Raw genomic sequence first — 20,537 nt, 5'->3', positions numbered from 1 at the left:
ACAACCAGTGAGGCCCCTATGCAAATCAGCACGCGCTCTCGTCCACGAGCCGCTCGCTGCGCCGTCGCGGGCAGTGTCCTCGCCCTGCTCGTGGCACCACTGTTCGCCTCGACCACCGCAGCCGCCGCGCCTTCCGCATCCTTGTCCCCCGCGGCTTCGGGAGCGGCTTCGGCTTCGGCTTCGGGAGCGGCGCCTGCTGCTGGGGCGGCGGCGGCTGATGTCACCGCGGGGCTGGTGTTGCGGTATGACCTGACCCAGGCCGCCGGCGCGAGCGTGACCGACACGTCCGGGCAGGGCCGGCACGGCACCCTCGTCGGCGGCGGAACTTGGACCGGTTCGGGCCTCACCCTCGACGGCACCGACGACCACGTGAAGCTGCCGGACAACGTGCTGACCGGCCTGTCGTCGATCACCGTCTCCGCCGACGTCTTCATCGCCACCGACCAGGCCACGCCATTTTTCATCTGGGGCCTCGGCAACACCGCGTCCTCGTCCACCGGCACCGGCTATCTGTTTGCCAGTGGCAACGGATTCCGCGCCGGCATCACCACCACGAACTGGTCCGGCGAGAAGGTCACCGCGAAGGCCCCGGCCGGCAACCTCGCCCGCGGCGTGTGGAAGACCGTCACCTACACCCAGACCGGGACCACCGGCACCCTCTACGAGGACGGCGTCCAGGTCGGCCAGAACACCGCGATATCCGTACTGCCGAGCCAGGTCGGCAGCGGGGTGACCACGAACAACCTGCTGGGCAAGTCCAACTACGCGAGCGACCGCACGCTCAAGGGCTCGCTGAAGAACTTCCGCATCTACGACCGCGCGCTCAGCGCGAGTGAGGTCTCGGTGATCTCCCTGTCCGACCAGAGCAAGGCCGACGGCGCCGCCGCGGCCCTCACCGTGGTGCACGCCGACGACGTACGCGGCAATCTCACCTTGCCCACGAGCGGCCAGTACGGCGCCACGGTCGCGTGGGCCTCTTCGGCCCCGGCCGTGGTTTCGACCGACGGGATCGTGCGCCGTCCGGCCCATGGCGCCGGCGACGTACAGGTCACCCTGACCGCGACCACCACCGTCGGGACCGCGACCGCGAGTCGCCAGATCGCCCTCACCGTGCGCGAGCTGAAGGCGGCCGCGCCGTACACCGGCTATGCGTTCAGCTACTTCACCGGCAACTCGATCCCCGGCGAGAAGATCTACTTCGCCGCGAGCCGGGGCAACAACGCACTGGTCTGGGACGAGCTCAACAACGGCCAGCCGACGATCGAATCGACCAAGGGCACACTCGGTCTACGCGACCCGTTCCTGATCCGCTCTCCCGAAGGTGACCGGTTCTTCCTGATCGCCACCGACCTGTCCATCGGCCGCAACGGCGACTGGGATGCCGCCCAGCGCCAGGGCAGCCGGTACCTCGAGGTCTGGGAGTCCACCGATCTCGTCACCTGGTCCGAACAGCGCCACGTGCTGGTCTCCCCTGAGACCGCCGGCAACACCTGGGCGCCGGAGGCCTACTGGGACGAGGACCTCCAGTCGTACGTCGTGTTCTGGGCGTCGAAGCTTTACGCGGCCGACGATCCCGGGCACACCGGTTCGACGTACAACCGGATGCTCTACGCGACCACGCGTGACTTCACCACCTTCAGCGAGCCGCGGATCTGGCAGGACCGGGGTGAATCCCGGATCGACTCGACGGTGATCAAGGAGAGCGGCACGTACTACCGGTTCACGAAGGACGAGGGCGGCGGCGGTACCGGCTGCTCGGACATCATTCAGGAGAAGGCGACTTCGCTGACGGCGGTCGATCTGCCCGGCAAGCCCGCGTGGGCGATGCAGGACTCGTGTATCGGGCGGGACGCGGGTACCTCCGCCGTCGAAGGCCCGACCGTCTTCAAGACGAACCCAGGTGACACCTTCGGCTCCAACTACTACCTGTTCGTCGACGAGTACGGCGGCCGCGGCTATATCCCGCTGGGCACGAACGATCTCGAGGCGCCCAACTGGAAGGTGCCGCCGTCGTACTCACTGCCGGCCAGCCCGCGGCACGGCACCGTACTACCCGTCACGCAGGCCGAACTCGACCGGTTGCGCGCCGGTCTCGTTCTGCCCGACCCAGTGGTAGCGGACGAGAACGGCCTGGTGGCGCACTACTCACTGGACCAGACCAGCGGCACCATCGCGACGGACCTGACCGGACACGGGTACGACGGCAAGGTGTCCGGCGATGCCGCCTGGGCCGACGGCGCTCTCAATCTCGGCGGTACGAACGGCCACGTTGAACTGCCCGACAACATGATGACCGGCCTCGAGGCGATCACGGTGTCGACCGACGTCTGGATCGACCCGGGCCAGGCAACGCCGTACTTCATCTGGGGCCTGGGCAACACCGTGGGGGACATCGGCAACGGTTATCTCTTCACCACCGGCAACGCCTACCGTACGTCGATTGCCTCGGGCAACTGGTCTACCGAGCAGACGGCAACATCCGGTACGCCGCTCGCGCGTGGCGCGTGGAAGACTCTCACGTACACGTTGACGCCGGACGGCGTGGCCACGATCTACCTCGACGGGGTACAGGTTGGCCAAAAGACCGGTGTCACGATCGCGCCGGGTGATATCGGGACCGGCCGGACTACGGCGAACTACATCGGCCGTTCCGTTTACACCTCGGACAAGTACCTCAAGGGCAAGGTTCGCGATTTCCGCCTGTACAACCGGGCGTTGTCCGCCGCAGAGGTGAGCGAGCTCGCCGCGGATCCGCTGGCCATCATCGAGGTTGAGCTCGGCAGCTTGAAGGTGCCGGCCATCATCGACGGCGCCTCGTCCACCGTCACGTTGCCGGTCAAGCCCGGTACCGACCTGACGGCCCTTCAGCCGGTTGTGCGGACGGTGGCCACCTCGAAGGTCACACCGGCCGTTACGGGCCCGATCGACCTGTCGGCGCCGAAGACCTTCACCGTGACAGCGCAGGACGGGACCACTCGCGAGTGGACCGTGAAGGCCGTCGCGATGCGATCGCCGGTCTTGCCTGGTTACTACGCCGATCCGAACATCGCGCGGTTCGGCGATACCTACTACATCTACGCGACCACCGACGGCTTTCCCGGTTGGGGCGGCAAGGACTTCTACGTCTGGAAGTCGACGAACCTGGTGGACTGGACGCGTTCGGCCGAACCGTTCCTCACCCTCGACGGCGCGAACGGAAACGTGCCCTGGGCAACGGGTAACGCCTGGGCGCCAACGATCATCGAGCGCGAGGGCAAGTACTACTTCTACTTCTCCGGGCACAACCCGACGTACAACCGCAAGACCCTCGGCGTCGCGGTGGCCGACAGCCCGGAAGGGCCTTTCACCGCGCGGCCGACGGCGATGATCCTCAACAACGAAGCGGTGACCACCGGTCAGGCGATCGACCCGGCGGCGTACCAGGATCCCGCGACCGGGAAGTACTACCTGTTCTGGGGCAACGGTTCGCCGGTGTACGCCGAACTGGGCGACGACATGGTGTCCCTGAAGCCGGAAACCCTCAAGCCGATCGCTGGTTTGACCGGCTTCCGCGAGGGCAGTTTCCTGAACCACCGCGACGGAACGTACTACCTGACGTACTCGATCGACGACACCGGCTCCCCCGACTACCGGGTCGGCTACGCGACGGCGACGAGCGTCCACGGTCCTTGGACCTATCGCGGACTCATCCTCGAGAAGGACCCGGCGCAGGGCATTCTCGCCACCGGGCATCACTCGATCATCCAGGTGCCGGGCACCGACGACTGGTACATCGCGTACCACCGGTTCGGCATGCCCGGCGGTGACGGGACTCATCGCGAGACCACGATCGACCGGCTCTACTTCAATGCCGACGGCACGATCAAGAAGGTCGTACCGACGTTGAGCAGCGTCGATCCGTTGAGCTACACCGGTACGTTGCCGAAGGCGTCCATCTCCGATGCCGGCGGCAATGGCTGGTACGGCGCTGACGCCGCGCTCACGTTGACCGGCGGCGAAGGCGTGGCCCGTTTGCAGTACCGGATCGACGGCGGCGCGTGGACGACGTACGGCGCGCCGGTTGCTCTGGCCGCTGGTACTCGCACCATCGAATACCGGGCCCAGGGCAACAACCTGCAGTGGAGCGCGATTGCGAGTTTGGTCGCCAAGGTGGACGACGTGCTGCCAGTGGCCAGCGGGGTGCGGCAAGACCGGGTCGTCACGTTGACGGCGACCGACGCGGATTCGGGCGTGGCCTCGATCGAGTACCAGCTCGATGGTGGCTCGTGGACGGCCTACGTTGCCCCGATTCGGCTGGACGAGAAGGCCCATACGGTCGGCTTCCGGGCGATCGACGTCGCCGGCAACATTGGTACCGCGGGCTCGATCGACGTACCAGTCGCGCTTGACCCGGCACCGGTCGCCGTACGACTGCCGAAGATCCAGGGCAAGACGGTTGTCGGCTACACCCTGACGGGAACACCTGGTGCGTGGAACCAGACGGGTCTGACCTTCACCTACCAATGGCTGCGCGACGGCACCCCCGTGGCAGGCGCAACAACCAAGCAATACCGCCTCACAACCGCCGACCTGAACCACCGCCTATCCTTCCGCGTAACCGCCACCCGCCCCCACACCACCCCCGGCACCGCCACCTCCCCGCCCACCACCCTCATCACCCGCCGCTAGCCCTTCCCTCCCACCCCACCCCCTGCGCACGGTCGGACGCCACATTCCACGTCCGACCGTGCGTACTCCTTTCCCACGGTCGGACCCAGAATGCGGGGCCACCCGTAAAAACCTTCCGACGGTCGGACGCGGTATTTCGCGTCCGACCGTCGGTAACCCTCGGCCACGGTCGGACCTGAAATGCCGGGTCCGACCGTAAGAAATTTTCCGACGGTCGGACGCGGTATTTTGCGTCCGACCGTCGCAGGTTCAAGGGCGTGCGACGCCCGTGGTGTCCTGCGGTCGGTAGACGGTCGGTGGGCGGTCGGTGGGCGGTCGGTGGGCGGGTCGGTGGGCGGTCGGTGGGCGACTCGCTGGCGGGGAGCGAAGGGTGGGCCGACAACTTAGGGTCGGGGCATGACGGAGCAGCCGGTTCTCGACATTCCCTTTCCGGACGCCTTCCAGTTCGATCCCTCGCCTACCTTCGAGGAACTGCGCGAGAACCGGCCGGTCGCCCGGGTTCGTACGCTCGCGGGCGCGGAGGTCTGGCTGGTCACCCGGTACGACGACGTACGGCTGGTGCTCGCGGATCCGCGGTTCTCCCGGGCCGCGGTGGTTCGCCAGGGCGCGCCGCGGGTGGCCCTGGCCAAGCCGATGCCGAACAGCCTGACCACCACCGATCCGCCTGAGCACACCCGGTTGCGGCGGCTCGTCTCGTCAACGTTCGCGCACCGGCGGATCGAGCGGACCCGGCCGTGGGTTGCCGAACTGGCCGCCTCCCTGGCCGACGACATCGCCGCCGCCGGGGACGGTGCGGATATCCGCCAGCTGATGGCGTTGCCCTTGCCGATCCAGGTGATCTGCCACCTGCTGGGTGTGCCGTACGAGGACCGCGAGCAGTTCCGCGAATGGACCGAACTCGGCTACAGCATGCGAATGGCCGAGGCCGAACGGGTCGAGCAGGCGATGACCGACCTCACGGCGTACATCGCGAAGCTGGTGGCGGTGAAGGTGGCGAACTCGTCCGGGCCGGCCGAGGATCTGCTGGACGAGCTGGTCCGGGCCCGCGAACAAGGCGATCGGCTCAGCGAGGAAGAACTGATCGCGTTCGGCGTCAACTTGCTGGTGGCCGGACATGAGACCTCCGCGAACCAGATCTCGAGTTGCGTCGCGACGCTGCTGCGCTACCCGGAGAACTGGGCCAAGCTGGTTGCCGACCACTCGCTGGTCGAGACGGCGGTCGAGGAGTTGCTGCGGTATAACCGCTTCAGCGAGGTCGGACAGTTGCGGGTGGCAACCGAGGACGTCGAGTTGCACGGCATCACCATTCGCGCGGGCGAAGGCGTGATGGCGGCGCTCAACTCGGCCAACCGTGATCCCCGGGCCTTCGACGATCCCGACTCGATCGATTTGGCACGCAAGGAAAACAAGCACCTCTCGTTCGGGTTCGGGCCGCACTTCTGCCTCGGGGCGCAGCTGGCCCGGATCGAGCTGCAGGAGTCGCTGCTGGCGCTACTACGGCGATTCCCGGACATGAGCCTCGCCAAGCCCGCACTCGACCTCGAGTGGCGCCGAGTACTTGTAAGCGGCCTAGCCGAGCTGCCGGTCAACCTAGGGCGGTAGCTCGCTAGGACGGCTTGAGCCCTGTAGAACGCAAGCGGCGCTCCAACCCAGGTGAGGTTGGAGCGCCGCTTCTACGGTCTTGCGTCAGTTCTGAGTGGCTACCAGCGTCTCGTCGTCGTACTGCCGGATCAGCGAGGCGGCGAACGCCTCGGTGGTGTTGATCGCGGAAGCCAGCTGAGACGGCGTACGTTCCCGGTCCTCCGGCCAGTCGGCGAGGAGGTTCCAGGCCCGCTCCTTCTTCTTGGCGAGCAGCAACTCGTCACCGCTGCTACTGCTGCGCTGCTCGGCTTCGGCCTTCTTGGCCGCCGCCGTACGACGCTTGGGCTTCGCCGGGGTGCTCGCCTTCGCAGCCGAAGCGGAAGTAGCGGCAGTAGCGGCTGCGGACGAGGTTGCAGCGGCCGAAGCCGGCTCAGGCGTTGCAGGCGTCGCAACCGGAGCAGGAGTTACTACCGGCATAATCGGCTCGATGTCCGGCAGTACCGGCAGTACCGGCTGAACCGTCTGCACGGGCTGTACCGGGTGCTGAGCCATCGCCATCGCGGCCTGAACCGTCGCGGCGGCAGCCTGCGCCTCCGGCGTCTGCGCCGCGGTGGATCCACCCTCGGCCCCCGGCGCGGACTGACCCTGCACCTGGCCCGAACCGGCCTCGATGCTCTGGGTCTCGCGCCGGTCATACGGCAGGTACTCCGCGGGCAGGTTACCCTCGACCGTTGCCTGCCACTGATCGTCGGCACCGCGCAATGGCGTACCGTCCGGGCGCAAACCGCTCGGGGTGGCCGTTACCTGGACGCGGAGCAACCGGCCGCGCACGACGTCCGTGCTCTCGACGGGCTCTTCCTCATCCGCCGCGGGCGCGATGGCCTTGGTGAGCTTGTTGGTGACAACCTCGTAGTCGATCCGCTCCTCCAGCATCGCTGCCAGCCGGTCCGGGTCGTACGTCGTCTCGGCGATCTTCGCGAGCCGCTCGTCCTGCTGCTCCGATCGGATGAACTCCGCGACAGTGCCGGCGATCGCGACCCGCCGGGCCGTGTTCCGCATCTGCTCGCGGGCCTGCCGCAGGCTCTCGTACAACCCGTAGCCGTGCTCGAGCGCCAGCGACCGGGCCAGCCAGGTCACCTTCGGCTCGCGCAACCACTGGACCACGCCGTACACCGGGCCGGTGTTCGCCATCTGACCCGCGTTGCGCAGGGCGTCCCGGCGGCGGGCCGAGCTGTGGATCAGCCAGAGCACATACGCGAACGCCGACAGACCGCCGAAGCCGAAGGCCAGGAACCGCTCCTCCGGACGCCAGTGCCCGACCACGTTGAAGACCAGCGCGACCAGCGCGGCGAACAACGACATCGCCCGGTACGCGTAGGCCTGCTCGCCCTTGCGGCGGCGCAGATCCGCGAGCGCGGCAGTAGCGACGCCACCCAGCTCGATCACGCCGACAGCGGGGGTGACCACCGCGATCCGGGCCCACATCGGGAAGCCCTCTTCGGGCCACGGAATATGGGTGATACCCGCCCAGACCTGACCCACCAGCGCTGCCGTCGCGGCGGTCGCATAGAAGGCGTAGGCGACCTTGTCCGCACCGGTGAGCGGAACATCTTTCAGTTCCACCGGTTTGTTTTCCTCCTGCAAGACTTCTTCTCCTGACCGGTTTGGGCTGTCCGGCTGCGGATTAGTTCCGCTGGGCGTCCGGGTGGCCCGGTTTCGTTCGGTCGTCATCTCATCGGTACCGGCGCTATCGCGCAAGGTGGTGCCGGACATCTGTACCTCTGCCTCCCCAGGTCGCTGGATGAGGCTACCGGTAATTCCACCCCACGATCGAGCTGATCCGGCAACGCTTCGATCAAGCTCTGCCACCCCGCCCAGCATTCCGCGCTTTCCCAACCTCAAACCACCCCAGTACGCAAAACCCCACCCCAGTACTACTCCCCCATCCCGTCCCCCGTTTCCCGACGGTCGGACGCACTATGCGCCCCGCTCCACCACAACTCCCGCCCGACACTTCAAGCCACCTCGCGAAAAAGTTCTCCACAAATTCCCCGCCGCCGTACAAGTCCCACCCCAACCCGGTACGCCGCACAGCGCAGCCCGTACGACGCGAGGTGCAGGCCATCCGGCAACCCGACCCAGCTCGTACGACGACGCCACGCGCGCCGTACGACGACGCCGCCGCGGGCCGTACGACGACGCCGGTGCAGGTCGCGCTACGACGCAACCCGGCCCTGCGACACGACGCGGTTCGCTCGACACGACGCGGGTTGTACGACGACGCCGGGGCAGTTCGTACGACGGCGGTGCAGGTCGTGCCTCGGCGGGGTGCGCGGGGTGGTGCCGACTCCGGGTCGGTCGCACATCATTCGGGAGAATGCGGACAACTTTTTCGCGAGGTGCCTCCAAGTGTTGGCTATTCGCGCGCGATGCCCCTGGCCCCGCCCCCCCCCGGCCCGTACGTCCACCCCTGCCGCCGACCACCGGCTTGCCCGTCCGCCCGCCCTGCTGCCGGCGGCGCCATCAACCTGCGCCGCGACTCGACCCGACCACTCGCGGGACACCGCGTTACCGGGATCGCGGACTCGGTGGTCAATGACAAACCGACGGTCGGACGCGGTTTACTGCGTCCGACCGTCGGTAAAAAACTTACGCGCGGCTCGGCCCGCAGTTAGGGCCGACGTCCCGGCTCGCTGGTGGGCCTCCGCCCGATCCGAGCCGGCTCTCTGCGGGTCCCCCGCGGACCGAGCGCGGACCCGAGCGAGGGCTTGGCACTGGCCGCTCGCGGAACCCCCGTGCCAACCCCGGCCGCTCGCGGAACCCCCGGTGCCAACCCCGGCACTCGCGGAGCCAACCCGGTGGCAACGCCGGCGCCGACGCTGGTGCCGGGAGTCGCGGACTCGGCGGGCAAAAAGATACCGACGGTCGGACGCGGTTTACTGCGTCCGACCGTCGGTAAAAAACGAACGGGTGGGGAGGGGGTGGAGGTTGTGCGGAGGGGGGATTACGGGAGGAGGGATTGGGCTTGGGTGGCTAGGTGGGTGGCGCGGGGGGCGTCGGAGACGGTGTCGGCGATCAGGACGGCGTAGCGGAAGGTGAGGGGTTCGTCGGGGGTGAAGGGGAGTTCCTCGCTGAAGAACGGCGCGGGGCAGACGGCGGCGAAGTCCTCGGAGCGGACGAACCACTGGGGTGGGTGGCACGGGTTGGTCGGGGCGTCGACGAAGAGCACGGTCGAGCCGCGGTCCACCTCGTCGTGGCGGCCGGTGAAGCCCATCCAGGGGGCGCGTTGGCCGCGGAGTTCGTCACCGCCGGGGCCTTGCGGCGCGAGGATGGTGCCGCCGGTGAAGGAACGTGGTCCGCGCCAGAAGAGGCCGCCGTACCCGGCGTTGTCGCGGCCGGCGGTGGTCGGGCTGCCGATCTGGATCACCTCGCCGGAGAGGTTGCTCATCGTCGTCTCGTAGACCAGGGCCCAGCCGTCGTCGGTGAGCCGGGCGGTCAGCGTGCGCAGTTCGTCGACGAGATGTACGCCGGCCTGGGTGTGCCAGGCCAGTTCGTGCTGGAACCGCACGTGGTCGTCGGTCACGTCGAGCTCGACGATGCGCTGGTGGTCCATCGAGCCGTTGTTGTCGAGCTGGCGGTACCCCGTCTCCCGGGAGAAGGTCGGACCACCCCAGAAGTTGTCGTGACCCAGGTGCGGCAGCGACCACGCGATGCCCTTGTGCCAGACGTGGTCGTGCGGGCGCAACGCCGTGACGAGGTCACCGGCGAGGGTGCGGATCGGGTGCAGGTACGGACGCGGCGACTCGAGTTGTACGTCGGTCGGCCGGTACACGTAGGTGAACAGCTCGACCCCGTCGGCGCTGACCTGAATCGATCGGCCGACAGCGTGATTGCATTCCAGTACGGTCATGACGCGAGCTCCCTAGATATCGCCGCGGCCGCTTCCGACGGGATTCCAGCCAGTCAAGGAAAGCGCTTGCCTCGGCGGCTCACGGTAGCCGAAGAGACCAGGGCGGCCAACAGTCCTCCGCTCAGCCTGTCCGGAATCGGCCAACCTGTACCACCGATTGCGCAATCCCTTGACAGGACAAAGTCGGCCGACAACAGTGACGCGGCAGCAAGCGGTTTCCACTCCCCCGGAGGTCTCCATGCAGCGCCGCAGCTTTCTGGCCGGAACACTTACGACTCTCTCCACCGCGGCTCTGGTCCCCACCTCCGCCTTCGCCCAAGACACCGGGCCTCAAAGCAATACGAAGGCAGAGATCGACGAGGCCTTCCTGGCCGTCATAACAACCGCATCCAACACACAGGTACCGGTTGTCCTCGGCAACTACCAGAACCCGGCCGACAGCCCACGAGCCGTGGCCCGGAAGACCCGGCGCCTGGTCTCGGCGTACACCTGGAACCGTTCGGCGTACTACCACGACGACTCGTTGCTCGGCCCGTTGCTGACGATGTGCGAACGCCTCCGCGACGCCCAGCACGAAGACGGCCTGTACGACGTGGGCAACCTGCACTCACCGCCGGACAGCTCGTTCGCGCTGCAGGACCTCTGCCTCGTCTGGACCTTGCTGAACGACGACGGCCGAACCGCGACGAAGCCGCATCGCACGATCCTCGAACGCATCATCAAGCTAGCCGGCCCCAGCCTCGCCACCGGCGGCGTCCACACGCCCAACCACCGGTGGGAGTTGTCGGCCGCGCTGGCCCGGATCCACCACCTGTGGCCGGATCGGCGTTATGCCGCGCGGATCGACGACTGGCTCGCGGAGGGCATCGACGCGACCGGGGACGGGTCGTACAGCGAGCGCAGCTCCACCTACTCGGCCGAGGTGACGAACCCCAGCCTGCTCACGATCGCCTGGCTGCGCCGTCGGCCGGAGCTGGTCGACTATGTACGGCGCAACCTGGCGATGACGCTGTACCTGCTGGAGCCGAACGGCGAGGTGGATACGACGGCCTCGCGCCGCCAGGACCAGGTCCGCATCCGCGAGGTCTGGTGGTACCTGACCCAGTTCCGTGAGCTGGCCCTGCACGACGGCGACGGCCGGTTCGCGGCAGTTGCCAAGAGCATCGAAACCGGGGGTACGGGCGAACTCGGCGACTTCCTGGCCGAGGTGCTGGAACGTCCCGAGCTGGCCGCCGTCCTGCCGAAACCGGCGGCGCTACCGGTCGACTTCACCCAGGCCTATCCACTCCAGGGCCTCGCGCGAATCCGGCGAGGGGATCGAACCGCGACCTTGTTCGGCGGTACGGACTTCCACGATCTGCCGCTGATCGCGTCCGGGCTGTCCACCAACCCGACGTTCTTCAAGTTGCGGCAGGGCGCGGCCATTCTCGACTCGGTCCGGCTGTCCCCGCAGTTCTTCAGCACGGGCCACTTCCGCAGCAACGGCCTGCATCGCCTGGGCCCGAAGGCCTTCCGGCTGGCGGACGAGGTGAACGTTCCGTACCACCTGCCGCTCCCCCGCCGGTATCGCCGCGCTGACGGCGATTACGCCATGACGCCCGACGGGCGGTTCTACTCGAAGATGGACTTCCCGCATCGGCCCAAGCACTACCGGACGCTGCGGACCGAGGTCGTCGTCACCGAATTGCCGGACGGCTTCGATCTCACCTTCGGGCTGGCCGGTTCCGAGGTGCCGTTCGCGATCGAGCTGTGCTTCCGGCCAGGTGGTGAACTCACCGGCGTTGAACAACTCGATGCCAATGGCAACTACCAGCTGACCAGTGGCACCGGCGCGTACGTGGTGGGCAACGACCGGATCGAGTTCGGGCCGGGCAACGGCGCTACCCGGGTCACCATGGATCCCGGCGAGCGCTACACCTACCTGGGTGGCAGTCTCACGCCCGCTGGATTGCGGGTCTATCTCACCGGCAAGTCCCCGACCAAGTACACGCTCAAGCTGAGGACCAGGGCGAACTAGACGGCCTCGATGCGGGTGACCAGGACGCCGGTGTGTGGGATTCGCAGCATGTGCACCCGGCGTCGCTGGTCACGCAAGTAGGTTCGCGTCGTCGCGGTCAACGTGGCTGTCCGGGCCGTGCCCCAGTCGATCCTGATGACGGCACCACCCCGGCGCAGCACCAGCCCGGCGGCGGTCACAGTGCGGCTCTCGTTGTACGGAACGCGCGTGCCGTCGGTGAAGACGACCTCGTCCTCCGGCTGCAGCACCAACGGAATCTGCTCGGTCGCCGCCGGCGCCGCCGTCACCTTGCGGATCAGCACCGACGGCGCGAGAACCAGCTCGGTCCGCACCGACGAGTCGGCCGTGCGGTAGTCCACCGTGGCAACCGATCCGTCGAGGTCGTACGACGCCACCAGGTCACCGTCCGCGTCGGGCCTGCCATTGAGCACGGTGGACCAGCAGCCGGTGGTGGTCTGCTGCGAGTGGATGATCGTGCCGGCCTTGGGATGCCAGAGGAAGCCCGTGCCCGACTTCACCACACCACCCGCGCGGCGGCCGAAGTACGCGCCGAGGTAGTACCCGGTCTTGCGCACGTACAGGTAGTCCTGGTTCTCGACCTCGTCCCGGCGCAGCTCGGCGAAGTCCTTGCGGCGCAGATACGGGAGGCGCTCGATGGCCCGGTCCTTGGCGGCTCGGCTCGGCAGGCGTTCGCCGTACGCGACGTGGGCGATGATGCGTGGGGAGGTGTCCTGTTTCGCGAGCGGCTTCACCGGCGCAGGGTCGGCGGCCCAGGCCGCGCGGGTGGCGGCGCGATCCTCCCGGGTGGTGAAGAAGGCCGCGAGGTCCGGAACCTCCGGTACGAACAGCGAGCCAAGGTTGCTGCGATCCGGATCCGGGATGACATCGTCGTACGCCGCGCTGGCCGTCCGGTCGGAGACCGCGTAGTACGTCAGCCAGCCCGAGCCGTCCGGCTCCCGCAGCAGGTTGTAGCCGAACCAGTCAGTGAACTTCCGGGTCATCGTGACCATCGCGCGGTTCCCGGTGAGCGCGTAGATCTCGGCCAGCTCCGGCAGCATCACCTCGAAGTTGTAGTTGATGTCCATGCCGCGCGGATCGTAGAAGAATCCGGCCGGACTCTGCCCCCAGCGCTGAACCCACCGCTGGCGTTCGGCCAGCCGCCGGGACAACGTTGCGTCCGGCAACAACCGGAGCGTCAGCGCGGCGCCGGCCAGGCCAGCGACGGCCTGATTGCTGTACTGGAACGGGTCATCCCAGACCACGGTGTTCGCCGGGTCCAGGTACCACTCGATGCCCTTGCGCAGGGCAACTTCCAGTTCGGTACGACGCCCTGGCAGCGCGCGAGCCTGACGCAGATTGGCAAGCGTCTTCGCGAGATAGCCGAGGCCGAAACCGCTCGACGCCTTACCGCGTTCACCGGGTGCGTACTCCGGCCAGGAGCCGTCCGGATTCTGCAGTTCGAGGTAGTGCTGGAGCGCGGCGTCGAGCCGTCCGAGCAGAGCGGGATCGCCGGCGTACGGGTTCCAGGGGCGCTTGTTCGCGTAGTGCCAGCTCAGGGTGTAGACGTGCTCCTGCACGCGGGCGTTGAACGGCTGGGCGGGCGTACGCCACCAGCCGCCGCGCATGAACCCGTACGTCGCGGGATCGGTCAGTTCGATGTCGTTCGCCATCGGCGCGAGAATCGCCAGATATCCAGCGAACCGCTGCTCAGCCGGCTGGAACAACCGCCGGTCCGGCGCCCCCGGCGGCAAACCCGCCACCGCCGGAATCCCTTCCGCCCTCGAGACACCCGGCAATCCCGCCACCGCCAGCGCACCAGCACCCGCGAGAAACGCCCTGCGCTTCAGCTTCCCCATCACTCCCACTCCCGTCGAGCCGTAACCGTTGCATCCGTTCTCACTCCGCGTGTGATTGGCGACGATCGGACCCGTTTGCCGCTCGTCCGCTGCCTGTCAGGTGCAGGCTGCCTCGCAGCGGCAAACGGGTCGGATCGTCGCCAAATCAGGGTCCGCACGAAGAACTGGTCGTCGCAGGAGTTTCCGCACGCAAGCTGCTCGCCGTCAAGAAGATGTGCATGCTAATCCGCATTACTAAAGCGATCAGCTCTTGACGATGCGAAACAACCCGGTCTAGCGTTCCGGTCCAATAGTCCGGCAATACGTATTACTCAACGAGGAGGCGAGCGATGCGATTGACCCAGCGCGACATCGCCCGGCTGGCGAACGTCAGCCAGACGACCGTCTCCCTGGTGCTGAACAACCGCACCGCCGCGTCGGCCGCATCCCCGCGCAGACCCGGGCCCGGGTGCTCAAGGTGATCCGCGAGACCGGCTACGTGGCCGATCCGCTGGCCCGCCGGATGCAGCAGCAGCGCAACAAGATCCTCGGCGTCTTCACCTACGAGTCGGTCTTCCCGAGTACCAGCGCGGACTTCTACCACCCGTTCCTCGGCGGTATCGAAGAGTGCGCGGAGGAGGTCGGTTGCGACCTGCTGCTGTTCACCAGCGCGCCGGTGTTCCACGGCCGCCGCCAGGTCTTCCACGAGAACAACCGGCTCCGCCTGGCCGACGGCTGTTTGTTGCTCGGTCGCCGTATTCCGTCGGAAGAGCTGAGCCGCCTCGTTCGCGAGGGTTATCCCTTTGTTTCGGTCGGCCGGCGCGACGACGCCGACGGCCCGGTCCCCTACGTCGGCGCGGACTACGTCACCGCCACCGCCACGCTCGCCGAGCAGGCCATCGCGCTCGGTCATCGCCGGTTGGCTTTCATCGGACCTGGCACCGGCGCGGAGTCGTCGGCCGACCGGCTGAAGGGCTTTCACAGCGTGACCGACGGCCCGCATCTGCAGGCCCGGGGCGACGTACTGGGCGAGCTCCTGGAGCGTGGCATCACGGCGGCGTTCACCGAGGACCTGGCCGACGCCGCCGCCTTGGCCGAGGCCGCCGCGGCGCGGGGGCTCAGCGTGCCGGGGGACCTGTCGCTGGTGGCGCTGGGCGATCCCAGCCGGCCGGTTCCAGGTGACTCCGACTACAGCGGGTTCCACATTCCGCGCAAGCAGATGGGCCGCCAGGCGGTCGAACTGCTCGAAACGATCCTGTCCGGTACGACGGCCGAAACCCAACGGCTGCTGCCCTGCGAACCGGTCAAGGGCAAAACCTTGGCCGCACCTGGAGGAATCTAGTGTCCCTTGTTCGAAGTTCCTTGGCGCTTGCGGCGCCCAGGCACGCAATCACTCAAGCAACCTCGAACGAGGGACACTGAGATGCACACGGATGTACTCGTAGTCGGTGGCGGCCTTGGTGGGGTGGCTGCGGCGCTGGCTGCCCTGCGTGCGGGCCGCTCGGTGATCCTGACCGAGGAGTTCGACTGGCTGGGCGGACAGCTCACGAGCCAGGGCGTGCCGCCGGACGAGCACACCTGGGTGGAGCAGTTCGGCGTAACCGCGTCGTACCGCGCGCTGCGTGACGGGATTCGCGACTACTACCGGCGGCACTACCCACTCACGGCCCGGTCTCGCGCGGCGAAGGAGCTCAACCCGGGCGCCGGGTACGTGTCGAAGCTGTGCCACGAACCGCGAGTGGCCGTCGCCGTCATCGAGTCGCTGCTGGCGCCGTACCGCGCGAGCCGGCGTCTCCAGGTCCTGCAACCGTACAAGCCGGTGAGCGCGACGACCGACGGCGACCGGGTCGCCTCGGTGACGGTGGGCCATCGCGATACCGGGGCAGAACTCACGCTCACCGCGCCGTACATCCTGGACGCGACCGAGACCGGCGAACTGCTGCCACTGACCGGCACGGAGTACGTCACCGGCTTCGAATCGCAGGCCATGACGGGTGAACCGAGTGCCCCGGCCGAGGCACAGCCGCTGAACATGCAGGCCGTTTCGTTCTGCTTCGCGGTGGATCACGTCGACGGTGATCACGTGGGCGACAAGCCCGCGAACTACGCCTTCTGGCGGAACTATCAACCGCCGTTCTGGGGCGACCGGATGCTGTCGTGGCACGCGCCGGATCCGCGCACGCTCGAGCCGTCGGTGCGCACCTTCACCCCGAACCCGGACGACGATCCGCTCACGGTGGTCGCCGATCAGCGCAAGACCGGCGGCGATACCAACCTGTGGACGTTCCGGCGGATCGCGGCCCGGCAGCACTTCGAGCCCGGCGCGTACGAGAGCGACATCTGCCTGGTGAACTGGCCGATGATCGACTATCTGGAAGGCCCGGTCTTCGATGTTCCTGACGCGGCGAAGCACCTCGAAGGTGCGAAGGAACTGTCCCGCTCGGTCTTCTACTGGTTGCAGACCGAGGCCCCTCGACCCGACGGCGGCACGGGATTTCCCGGGCTGCGCCTGCGCGGGGACCTGCTCGGCAGTACGGATGGCCTGGCCCAGGCGCCGTACATCCGGGAGTCGCGCCGGATCGCCGCCGAGTACACGATCGTCGAGCAGGACCTGTCGGTGGCGGTGCGCGGCTCCGCCGGTGCGGTCGAGTACGGCGATACGGTCGGCGTGGGCATGTACCGGATCGACCTGCACCCCTCGACGGGTGGCGACAACTACATCGACGTGGCGAGCAGCCCGTTCCGGATTCCGCTCGGGGCGCTGATCCCGCAGCGAGTGGACAACCTGCTGCCCGCGAGCAAGAACCTGGGCACCACGCACATCACCAACGGCTGTTACCGGCTGCACCCGGTGGAGTGGAACGTCGGCGAGGCCGCCGGACTGCTCGCCGCTTTCTGTCTGGACCGGGGCGCCTCGCCGCGCGCGGTTCGCAATTCCCCTGCCCTGCTCGTTGAGTTCCAGTCCCGGTTGTCGGACCAGGGCGTCGAACTGAGCTGGCCGGACGTGACCGGCTACTGATGGGAGACCTGACCATGTTGTTCCGACTGACCGCTTTAGCCGCCGCTGCGGCGCTGACCTTGACCGCCTGCGGTGGCTCCTCCGATGAAGCGTCGAGCGGTCCGGCCGATCTGCGCATGACCGTGTGGACCGCGAACGAGAAGCACCTGGCGCTGTTCGGCCAGATCGCCGCGGACTACAAAAAGGACCACCCGGAGATCGGCAAGATCACCTTCGAGTCGATCCCGTTCGACAACTACACGACGGCGCTGACCACCCAGATCGGCGGCGGCAACGTGCCCGACCTGGCGTGGATCCTGGAGAGCACGGCGCCGGACTTCCTCTCGTCGGGCGCGCTGGAGCCGATCGAGAAGGACCCGGACTTGTTGCCGAGCACAACGGCCTTGTGGGAGAAGGACGGCGAACTGCTGGCCTATCCGTTCTCCACCTCACCGCTGGGCGTTTTCGTCAACACCGACCTGGTGACGGCGGCCGGACGGCAGACCCCGGCCCAACTCATTGCCGCGGGCAAGTGGACCTGGGATGAGGCCGCCGCGATGGCCGCCGCCGTACAGGCCAGAACCGGTAAGGGTGGCCTGGTGGTCGGCGATTTCGACTTCAAGGGCTGGGACGCGCTGAACTCGATCTGGAGTGGCTGGGGTGCGCGGCCGTGGAGCGAGGACGGCAAGACCTGCGGGTTCGACCAGCCCGAGATGGTGGCCGCGATGACCTTCATCCACAAGATGATCTTCACCGACAAGGCGATGCCCGGTCCCGGTACGACAGCCGACATGTACGCGGGTGACTCGGCGATGATCATCACCCAGATCAGCCGGGCTGCGCTGCTGGAGAAGGCCAAGTTCAAGTGGGACCTCGTACCGCTGCCGAACGGCCCTAAGGGCGAGTACTCGGTTGTCGGCCAAGCCGGCATCGGCGTACTGAAGCGTGGCAAGAACGTCCAAGCCGCGGAGGACTTCCTCACCTTCTTCAGCAACCAGGCCAACTCCGCGAAGCTGGCCCAGTTCTTCCCGCCGCCGCGCAAGTCGCAGCTCAACACCGCGACGCTGGCCAAGGCGAACCCGCTGCTCAAGCCGGCCCAGTTGCAGAGCGTGGTCATCGACGGCATCCAGCGTGGTGACATCAAGACCAGCCACGTCGGTTACGCCGAACTGCAGCAGACCGTACGGGCCGCGCTCGACCCGCTGTGGAAGCCGGGCGCGGACGTGCAGGGCATCCTGAACGGCGTGTGCGCCAAGATCAATCCGCTGCTGAGCAAGTGATGGTGCTGCTCCAAGACCGGGTCGAGGCCGCGCCACCACCGGTACCCGCGCGGCCGTCGTACTGGACCCTGCGCAGGCGCGACGAACTGGCCGGCTGGCTGTTCGTCGCGCCGCAGCTGATCGGCATCGTCGCCTTCGTGCTGATCCCGCTCGTGCTGGTCGTCTGGTACAGCCTGCACGAGTGGAACGTGCTCGCCGGCACCTTCGGTTTTGTTGGCGCGGGCAACTACCAGGCACTCGCGGACGATCCACGACTATGGCCGGCGTTGCGGGCGACCGGGTTGTTCTCGGTCGGTCTGGTGGTACTGAACCTGTCGCTCGCGTTGTTCCTGGCGGTGCTGCTGAACCAGAAGCTGCGCGGCACGGTCTTCTTCCGCACGCTGTTCTTCTCGCCGGTAGTCGTGACGCTGGTGGCCTGGACGATCGTCTGGAGCTTCCTGCTGCAGGACAACGGCGGTGTCAACGGCCTGCTCGACTCGATCGGTATCAACGGCCCGAACTGGCTGCGCGGCGACACCACCGCGATGATCTCGGTCATCGTCGTGCAACTGTTCAAGGGCGTCGGGCTGAACATGGTGCTGTTCCTGGCCGCGCTGCAAGGCGTTCCGGCCGAGCTCTACGAAGCGGCGCGCATCGACGGCGCGAGTGCCTGGGCGCGGTTCCGGCGGGTGACCGTGCCGCTGATCAGCCCGACCATTCTGCTCACCTCGATCCTCACCATCGTGGGATCACTGCAGGTGTTCGCGCAGATCGCCGTACTCACCCAGGGTGGGCCGGGCACGTCCACCACGGTGCTCGTCTACTACCTGTACCAGCAGGCCTTCCAGTTCCATCATTTCGGCTATGGCGCGACGATCTCGCTGCTGTTGTTCGTCATCGTGCTGGCGTTGACCGTGCTGCAGTGGCGGATGCGCAAGAGGTGGGTGTTCCATGAGTCATAGGCTCAAGCTGACGGTCTACGGACTGCTGTTGGTCTGCTGTGTGCCGTTCGTTTTCCCGACCTGGTGGATGGCGACGTCCTCGCTCAAGCCGATCAACGAGATCTTCGCGTTCCCGCCCCGGCTGTGGCCGGCGGATCCGACGCTGGAGGCCTATCGCCGGGTCTTCGAGCTGCAACCGTTCGAACGGCAGTACTTCAACAGCCTCTACATCGCGCTGATCGTCACCGCCGGCACGCTGGTGGTCGCGTCCCTGGCCGGCTACGCCTTCGCCCGGATCAAGTTCCGCGGCTCCGGAGTCGTCTTCATGGTCGTACTGGCCGGGCTGCTGGTGCCGAACGAGGTCACCATCGTGCCGCTGTTCCGGATGTTCGACTCGGCCGGGCTGATCGACACGCACTGGCCGCTGATCCTGGTCCCGATGCTCGGCGCCCCGAGCGTGCTGGCGACGTTCATCATGCGGCAGTTCTTCATCAGCCTGCCGAACGAACTCGAGGAGGCCGGCCGGGTCGACGGCCTCGGGCGGTTCGGGTTGTTCTGGCAGGTGGCTCTGCCGCTGGCCAAACCGGCGATCGGAGCGGTCTCGATCTTCACCTTCCTGCACAGCTGGAATCTCTATCTCGAGCCAATCGTCTTCCTGTCCAGCAAGGAGAAGTTCACCCTGCCGCAGGCCCTCACCCAGTACGTCGACGCGTACGGCGGCTCGATGTGGAACGTACAGCTGGCCGCCGCCACCATGAGCGCCCTGCCGGTGCTGATCGTGTTCATCCTGGCCCAGCGCCAGTTCATCGAAGGCCTCGCCCACACCGGCCTCAAGGGGTAATCGCGCTGCCCCGAGGCCTTTGGCCGCCACGGCACGTCCGCCGGAGCCGAGTGGTCAGCGGTGGAATCGGCGGATTTCGGTGGGCACCCGTCCCCCTGAGTCTTTCGAATGGTCAGGTCGGTCATCAGGGGGACGGGTGAGGTATGGCCGCTCGCCTGAGTGGTCCCGTGGACGCCCGGGCGAACCCGCAGTCGGGTGAGGCCCAACCACCTCGCCACGCGTCGTCTCGTACACGAATCACCAGTGCCTCCGCGCCTGCGAGCGAGCGGGTACTGCCGTACGGCGTGGCCGCGGGTCCTACCTCGTCTACTCGCCGGGTCGACGTGTGAAGTCGGCGGTCGACGTGCGAAATCTGACAGGTCCACCCCCGATTCCGACCGCCGACCCTCGGAATACGAGACGCCCGCCGGCCCGGTACCGACTTTTGGCGCGACTACCTGGCTGCAGAGCCTGTTGAGGAATGGGTTCGGGTGGTGGTGGGGTAGGG

Annotated in this window: 12 protein-coding genes; 9 read left to right on the top strand and 3 right to left on the bottom strand. The window is 67.4% G+C overall.

Features of this window, described 5'->3' with window-relative positions:
• Positions 1–18 precede the first annotated feature (18 nt).
• Positions 19–4,668: a family 43 glycosylhydrolase gene (locus tag ACFFGN_RS34960; protein ID WP_380057189.1), complete on the top strand. Its 4,650-nt coding sequence runs from the start codon at positions 19–21 to the stop codon at positions 4,666–4,668.
• 396 nt (positions 4,669–5,064) lie between these two features.
• Complete coding sequence (locus ACFFGN_RS34955) at positions 5,065–6,270, top strand: cytochrome P450 (RefSeq protein WP_380057186.1); 1,206 nt, start codon at positions 5,065–5,067, stop codon at positions 6,268–6,270.
• An 84-nt stretch (positions 6,271–6,354) separates the two neighbouring features.
• On the opposite strand, the gene ACFFGN_RS34950 is transcribed toward ACFFGN_RS34955, so the two are convergent.
• Both ACFFGN_RS34950 and ACFFGN_RS34945 read right to left on the bottom strand, forming a co-directional pair.
• Positions 6,355–7,872 carry a hypothetical protein gene (locus ACFFGN_RS34950; protein WP_380057183.1) on the bottom strand — a complete coding sequence of 506 codons (1,518 nt, stop codon included), beginning with the start codon at positions 7,870–7,872 and terminating at the stop codon, positions 6,355–6,357.
• Positions 7,873–9,253: 1,381 nt separating this feature from the next.
• On the bottom strand, positions 9,254–10,159 hold the full coding sequence (locus ACFFGN_RS34945; RefSeq protein ID WP_380057180.1) for a DUF6807 domain-containing protein: 906 nt from the start codon (positions 10,157–10,159) through the stop codon (positions 9,254–9,256).
• Between the two features lie 238 nt (positions 10,160–10,397).
• Here ACFFGN_RS34945 and ACFFGN_RS34940 point away from each other — a divergent pair, with 238 nt between their 5' ends.
• On the top strand, positions 10,398–12,176 hold the full coding sequence (locus ACFFGN_RS34940) for a hypothetical protein (protein ID WP_380057178.1): 1,779 nt from the start codon (positions 10,398–10,400) through the stop codon (positions 12,174–12,176).
• Here the strand turns inward: ACFFGN_RS34940 and ACFFGN_RS34935 are convergent.
• A complete protein-coding gene (locus ACFFGN_RS34935; protein WP_380057175.1) occupies positions 12,173–14,032 on the bottom strand; it encodes a hypothetical protein in 1,860 nt (619 codons plus the stop codon). The two genes, ACFFGN_RS34940 and ACFFGN_RS34935, sit on opposite strands and share 4 nt — an antisense overlap.
• Before the next feature lie 329 nt (positions 14,033–14,361).
• Between ACFFGN_RS34935 and ACFFGN_RS34930 the strand changes: the two genes are divergently transcribed.
• From ACFFGN_RS34930 to ACFFGN_RS34905, 6 genes are all read left to right on the top strand, one after another.
• On the top strand, positions 14,362–14,493 hold the full coding sequence (locus ACFFGN_RS34930; RefSeq protein ID WP_380057173.1) for a LacI family DNA-binding transcriptional regulator: 132 nt from the start codon (positions 14,362–14,364) through the stop codon (positions 14,491–14,493).
• Complete coding sequence (locus ACFFGN_RS34925) at positions 14,490–15,353, top strand: LacI family DNA-binding transcriptional regulator (RefSeq protein WP_380057170.1); 864 nt, start codon at positions 14,490–14,492, stop codon at positions 15,351–15,353. Before ACFFGN_RS34930 ends, ACFFGN_RS34925 begins: the two co-directional genes overlap by 4 nt.
• Positions 15,354–15,434: 81 nt before the next feature.
• Positions 15,435–17,030, top strand: a complete 1,596-nt coding sequence (locus ACFFGN_RS34920) for an FAD-dependent oxidoreductase (protein WP_380057167.1) — start codon at positions 15,435–15,437, stop codon at positions 17,028–17,030.
• A gap of 14 nt (positions 17,031–17,044) precedes the next feature.
• The gene (locus ACFFGN_RS34915) at positions 17,045–18,289 is read left to right on the top strand and encodes an ABC transporter substrate-binding protein (protein ID WP_380057164.1); all 1,245 of its coding nucleotides are present in this window, start codon (positions 17,045–17,047) and stop codon (positions 18,287–18,289) included.
• Positions 18,289–19,230, top strand: a complete 942-nt coding sequence (locus tag ACFFGN_RS34910; protein WP_380057162.1) for a carbohydrate ABC transporter permease — start codon at positions 18,289–18,291, stop codon at positions 19,228–19,230. Before ACFFGN_RS34915 ends, ACFFGN_RS34910 begins: the two co-directional genes overlap by 1 nt.
• Positions 19,220–20,050, top strand: a complete 831-nt coding sequence (locus ACFFGN_RS34905) for a carbohydrate ABC transporter permease (protein WP_380057160.1) — start codon at positions 19,220–19,222, stop codon at positions 20,048–20,050. The genes ACFFGN_RS34910 and ACFFGN_RS34905 overlap by 11 nt, the downstream gene beginning before the upstream one ends.
• The last annotated feature ends 487 nt before the right edge of the window (positions 20,051–20,537 follow it).

Origin of the sequence: Kribbella deserti (assembly GCF_042434725.1) — a bacterium.
In the GTDB taxonomy this organism is placed as follows: domain Bacteria; phylum Actinomycetota; class Actinomycetes; order Propionibacteriales; family Kribbellaceae; genus Kribbella; species Kribbella deserti.
Note: the sequence above shows the minus strand (reverse complement) of the source record. Positions and strands in the feature narration are given on the sequence as shown.

What these genes read in the sequence shown, in the direction of transcription:
- ACFFGN_RS34960 (WP_380057189.1), top strand. Translation starts at nt 19, where the DNA reads ATGCAAATCAGCACGCGCTCTCGTCCACGAGCCGCTCGCTGCGCCGTC.
- ACFFGN_RS34955 (WP_380057186.1), top strand. Translation starts at nt 5,065, where the DNA reads ATGACGGAGCAGCCGGTTCTCGACATTCCCTTTCCGGACGCCTTCCAG.
- ACFFGN_RS34945 (WP_380057180.1), bottom strand. Translation starts at nt 10,159, where the DNA reads ATGACCGTACTGGAATGCAATCACGCTGTCGGCCGATCGATTCAGGTC.
- ACFFGN_RS34940 (WP_380057178.1), top strand. Translation starts at nt 10,398, where the DNA reads ATGCAGCGCCGCAGCTTTCTGGCCGGAACACTTACGACTCTCTCCACC.
- ACFFGN_RS34935 (WP_380057175.1), bottom strand. Translation starts at nt 14,032, where the DNA reads ATGGGGAAGCTGAAGCGCAGGGCGTTTCTCGCGGGTGCTGGTGCGCTG.
- ACFFGN_RS34930 (WP_380057173.1), top strand. Translation starts at nt 14,362, where the DNA reads ATGCGATTGACCCAGCGCGACATCGCCCGGCTGGCGAACGTCAGCCAG.
- ACFFGN_RS34920 (WP_380057167.1), top strand. Translation starts at nt 15,435, where the DNA reads ATGCACACGGATGTACTCGTAGTCGGTGGCGGCCTTGGTGGGGTGGCT.
- ACFFGN_RS34915 (WP_380057164.1), top strand. Translation starts at nt 17,045, where the DNA reads ATGTTGTTCCGACTGACCGCTTTAGCCGCCGCTGCGGCGCTGACCTTG.
- ACFFGN_RS34910 (WP_380057162.1), top strand. Translation starts at nt 18,289, where the DNA reads ATGGTGCTGCTCCAAGACCGGGTCGAGGCCGCGCCACCACCGGTACCC.
- ACFFGN_RS34905 (WP_380057160.1), top strand. Translation starts at nt 19,220, where the DNA reads ATGAGTCATAGGCTCAAGCTGACGGTCTACGGACTGCTGTTGGTCTGC.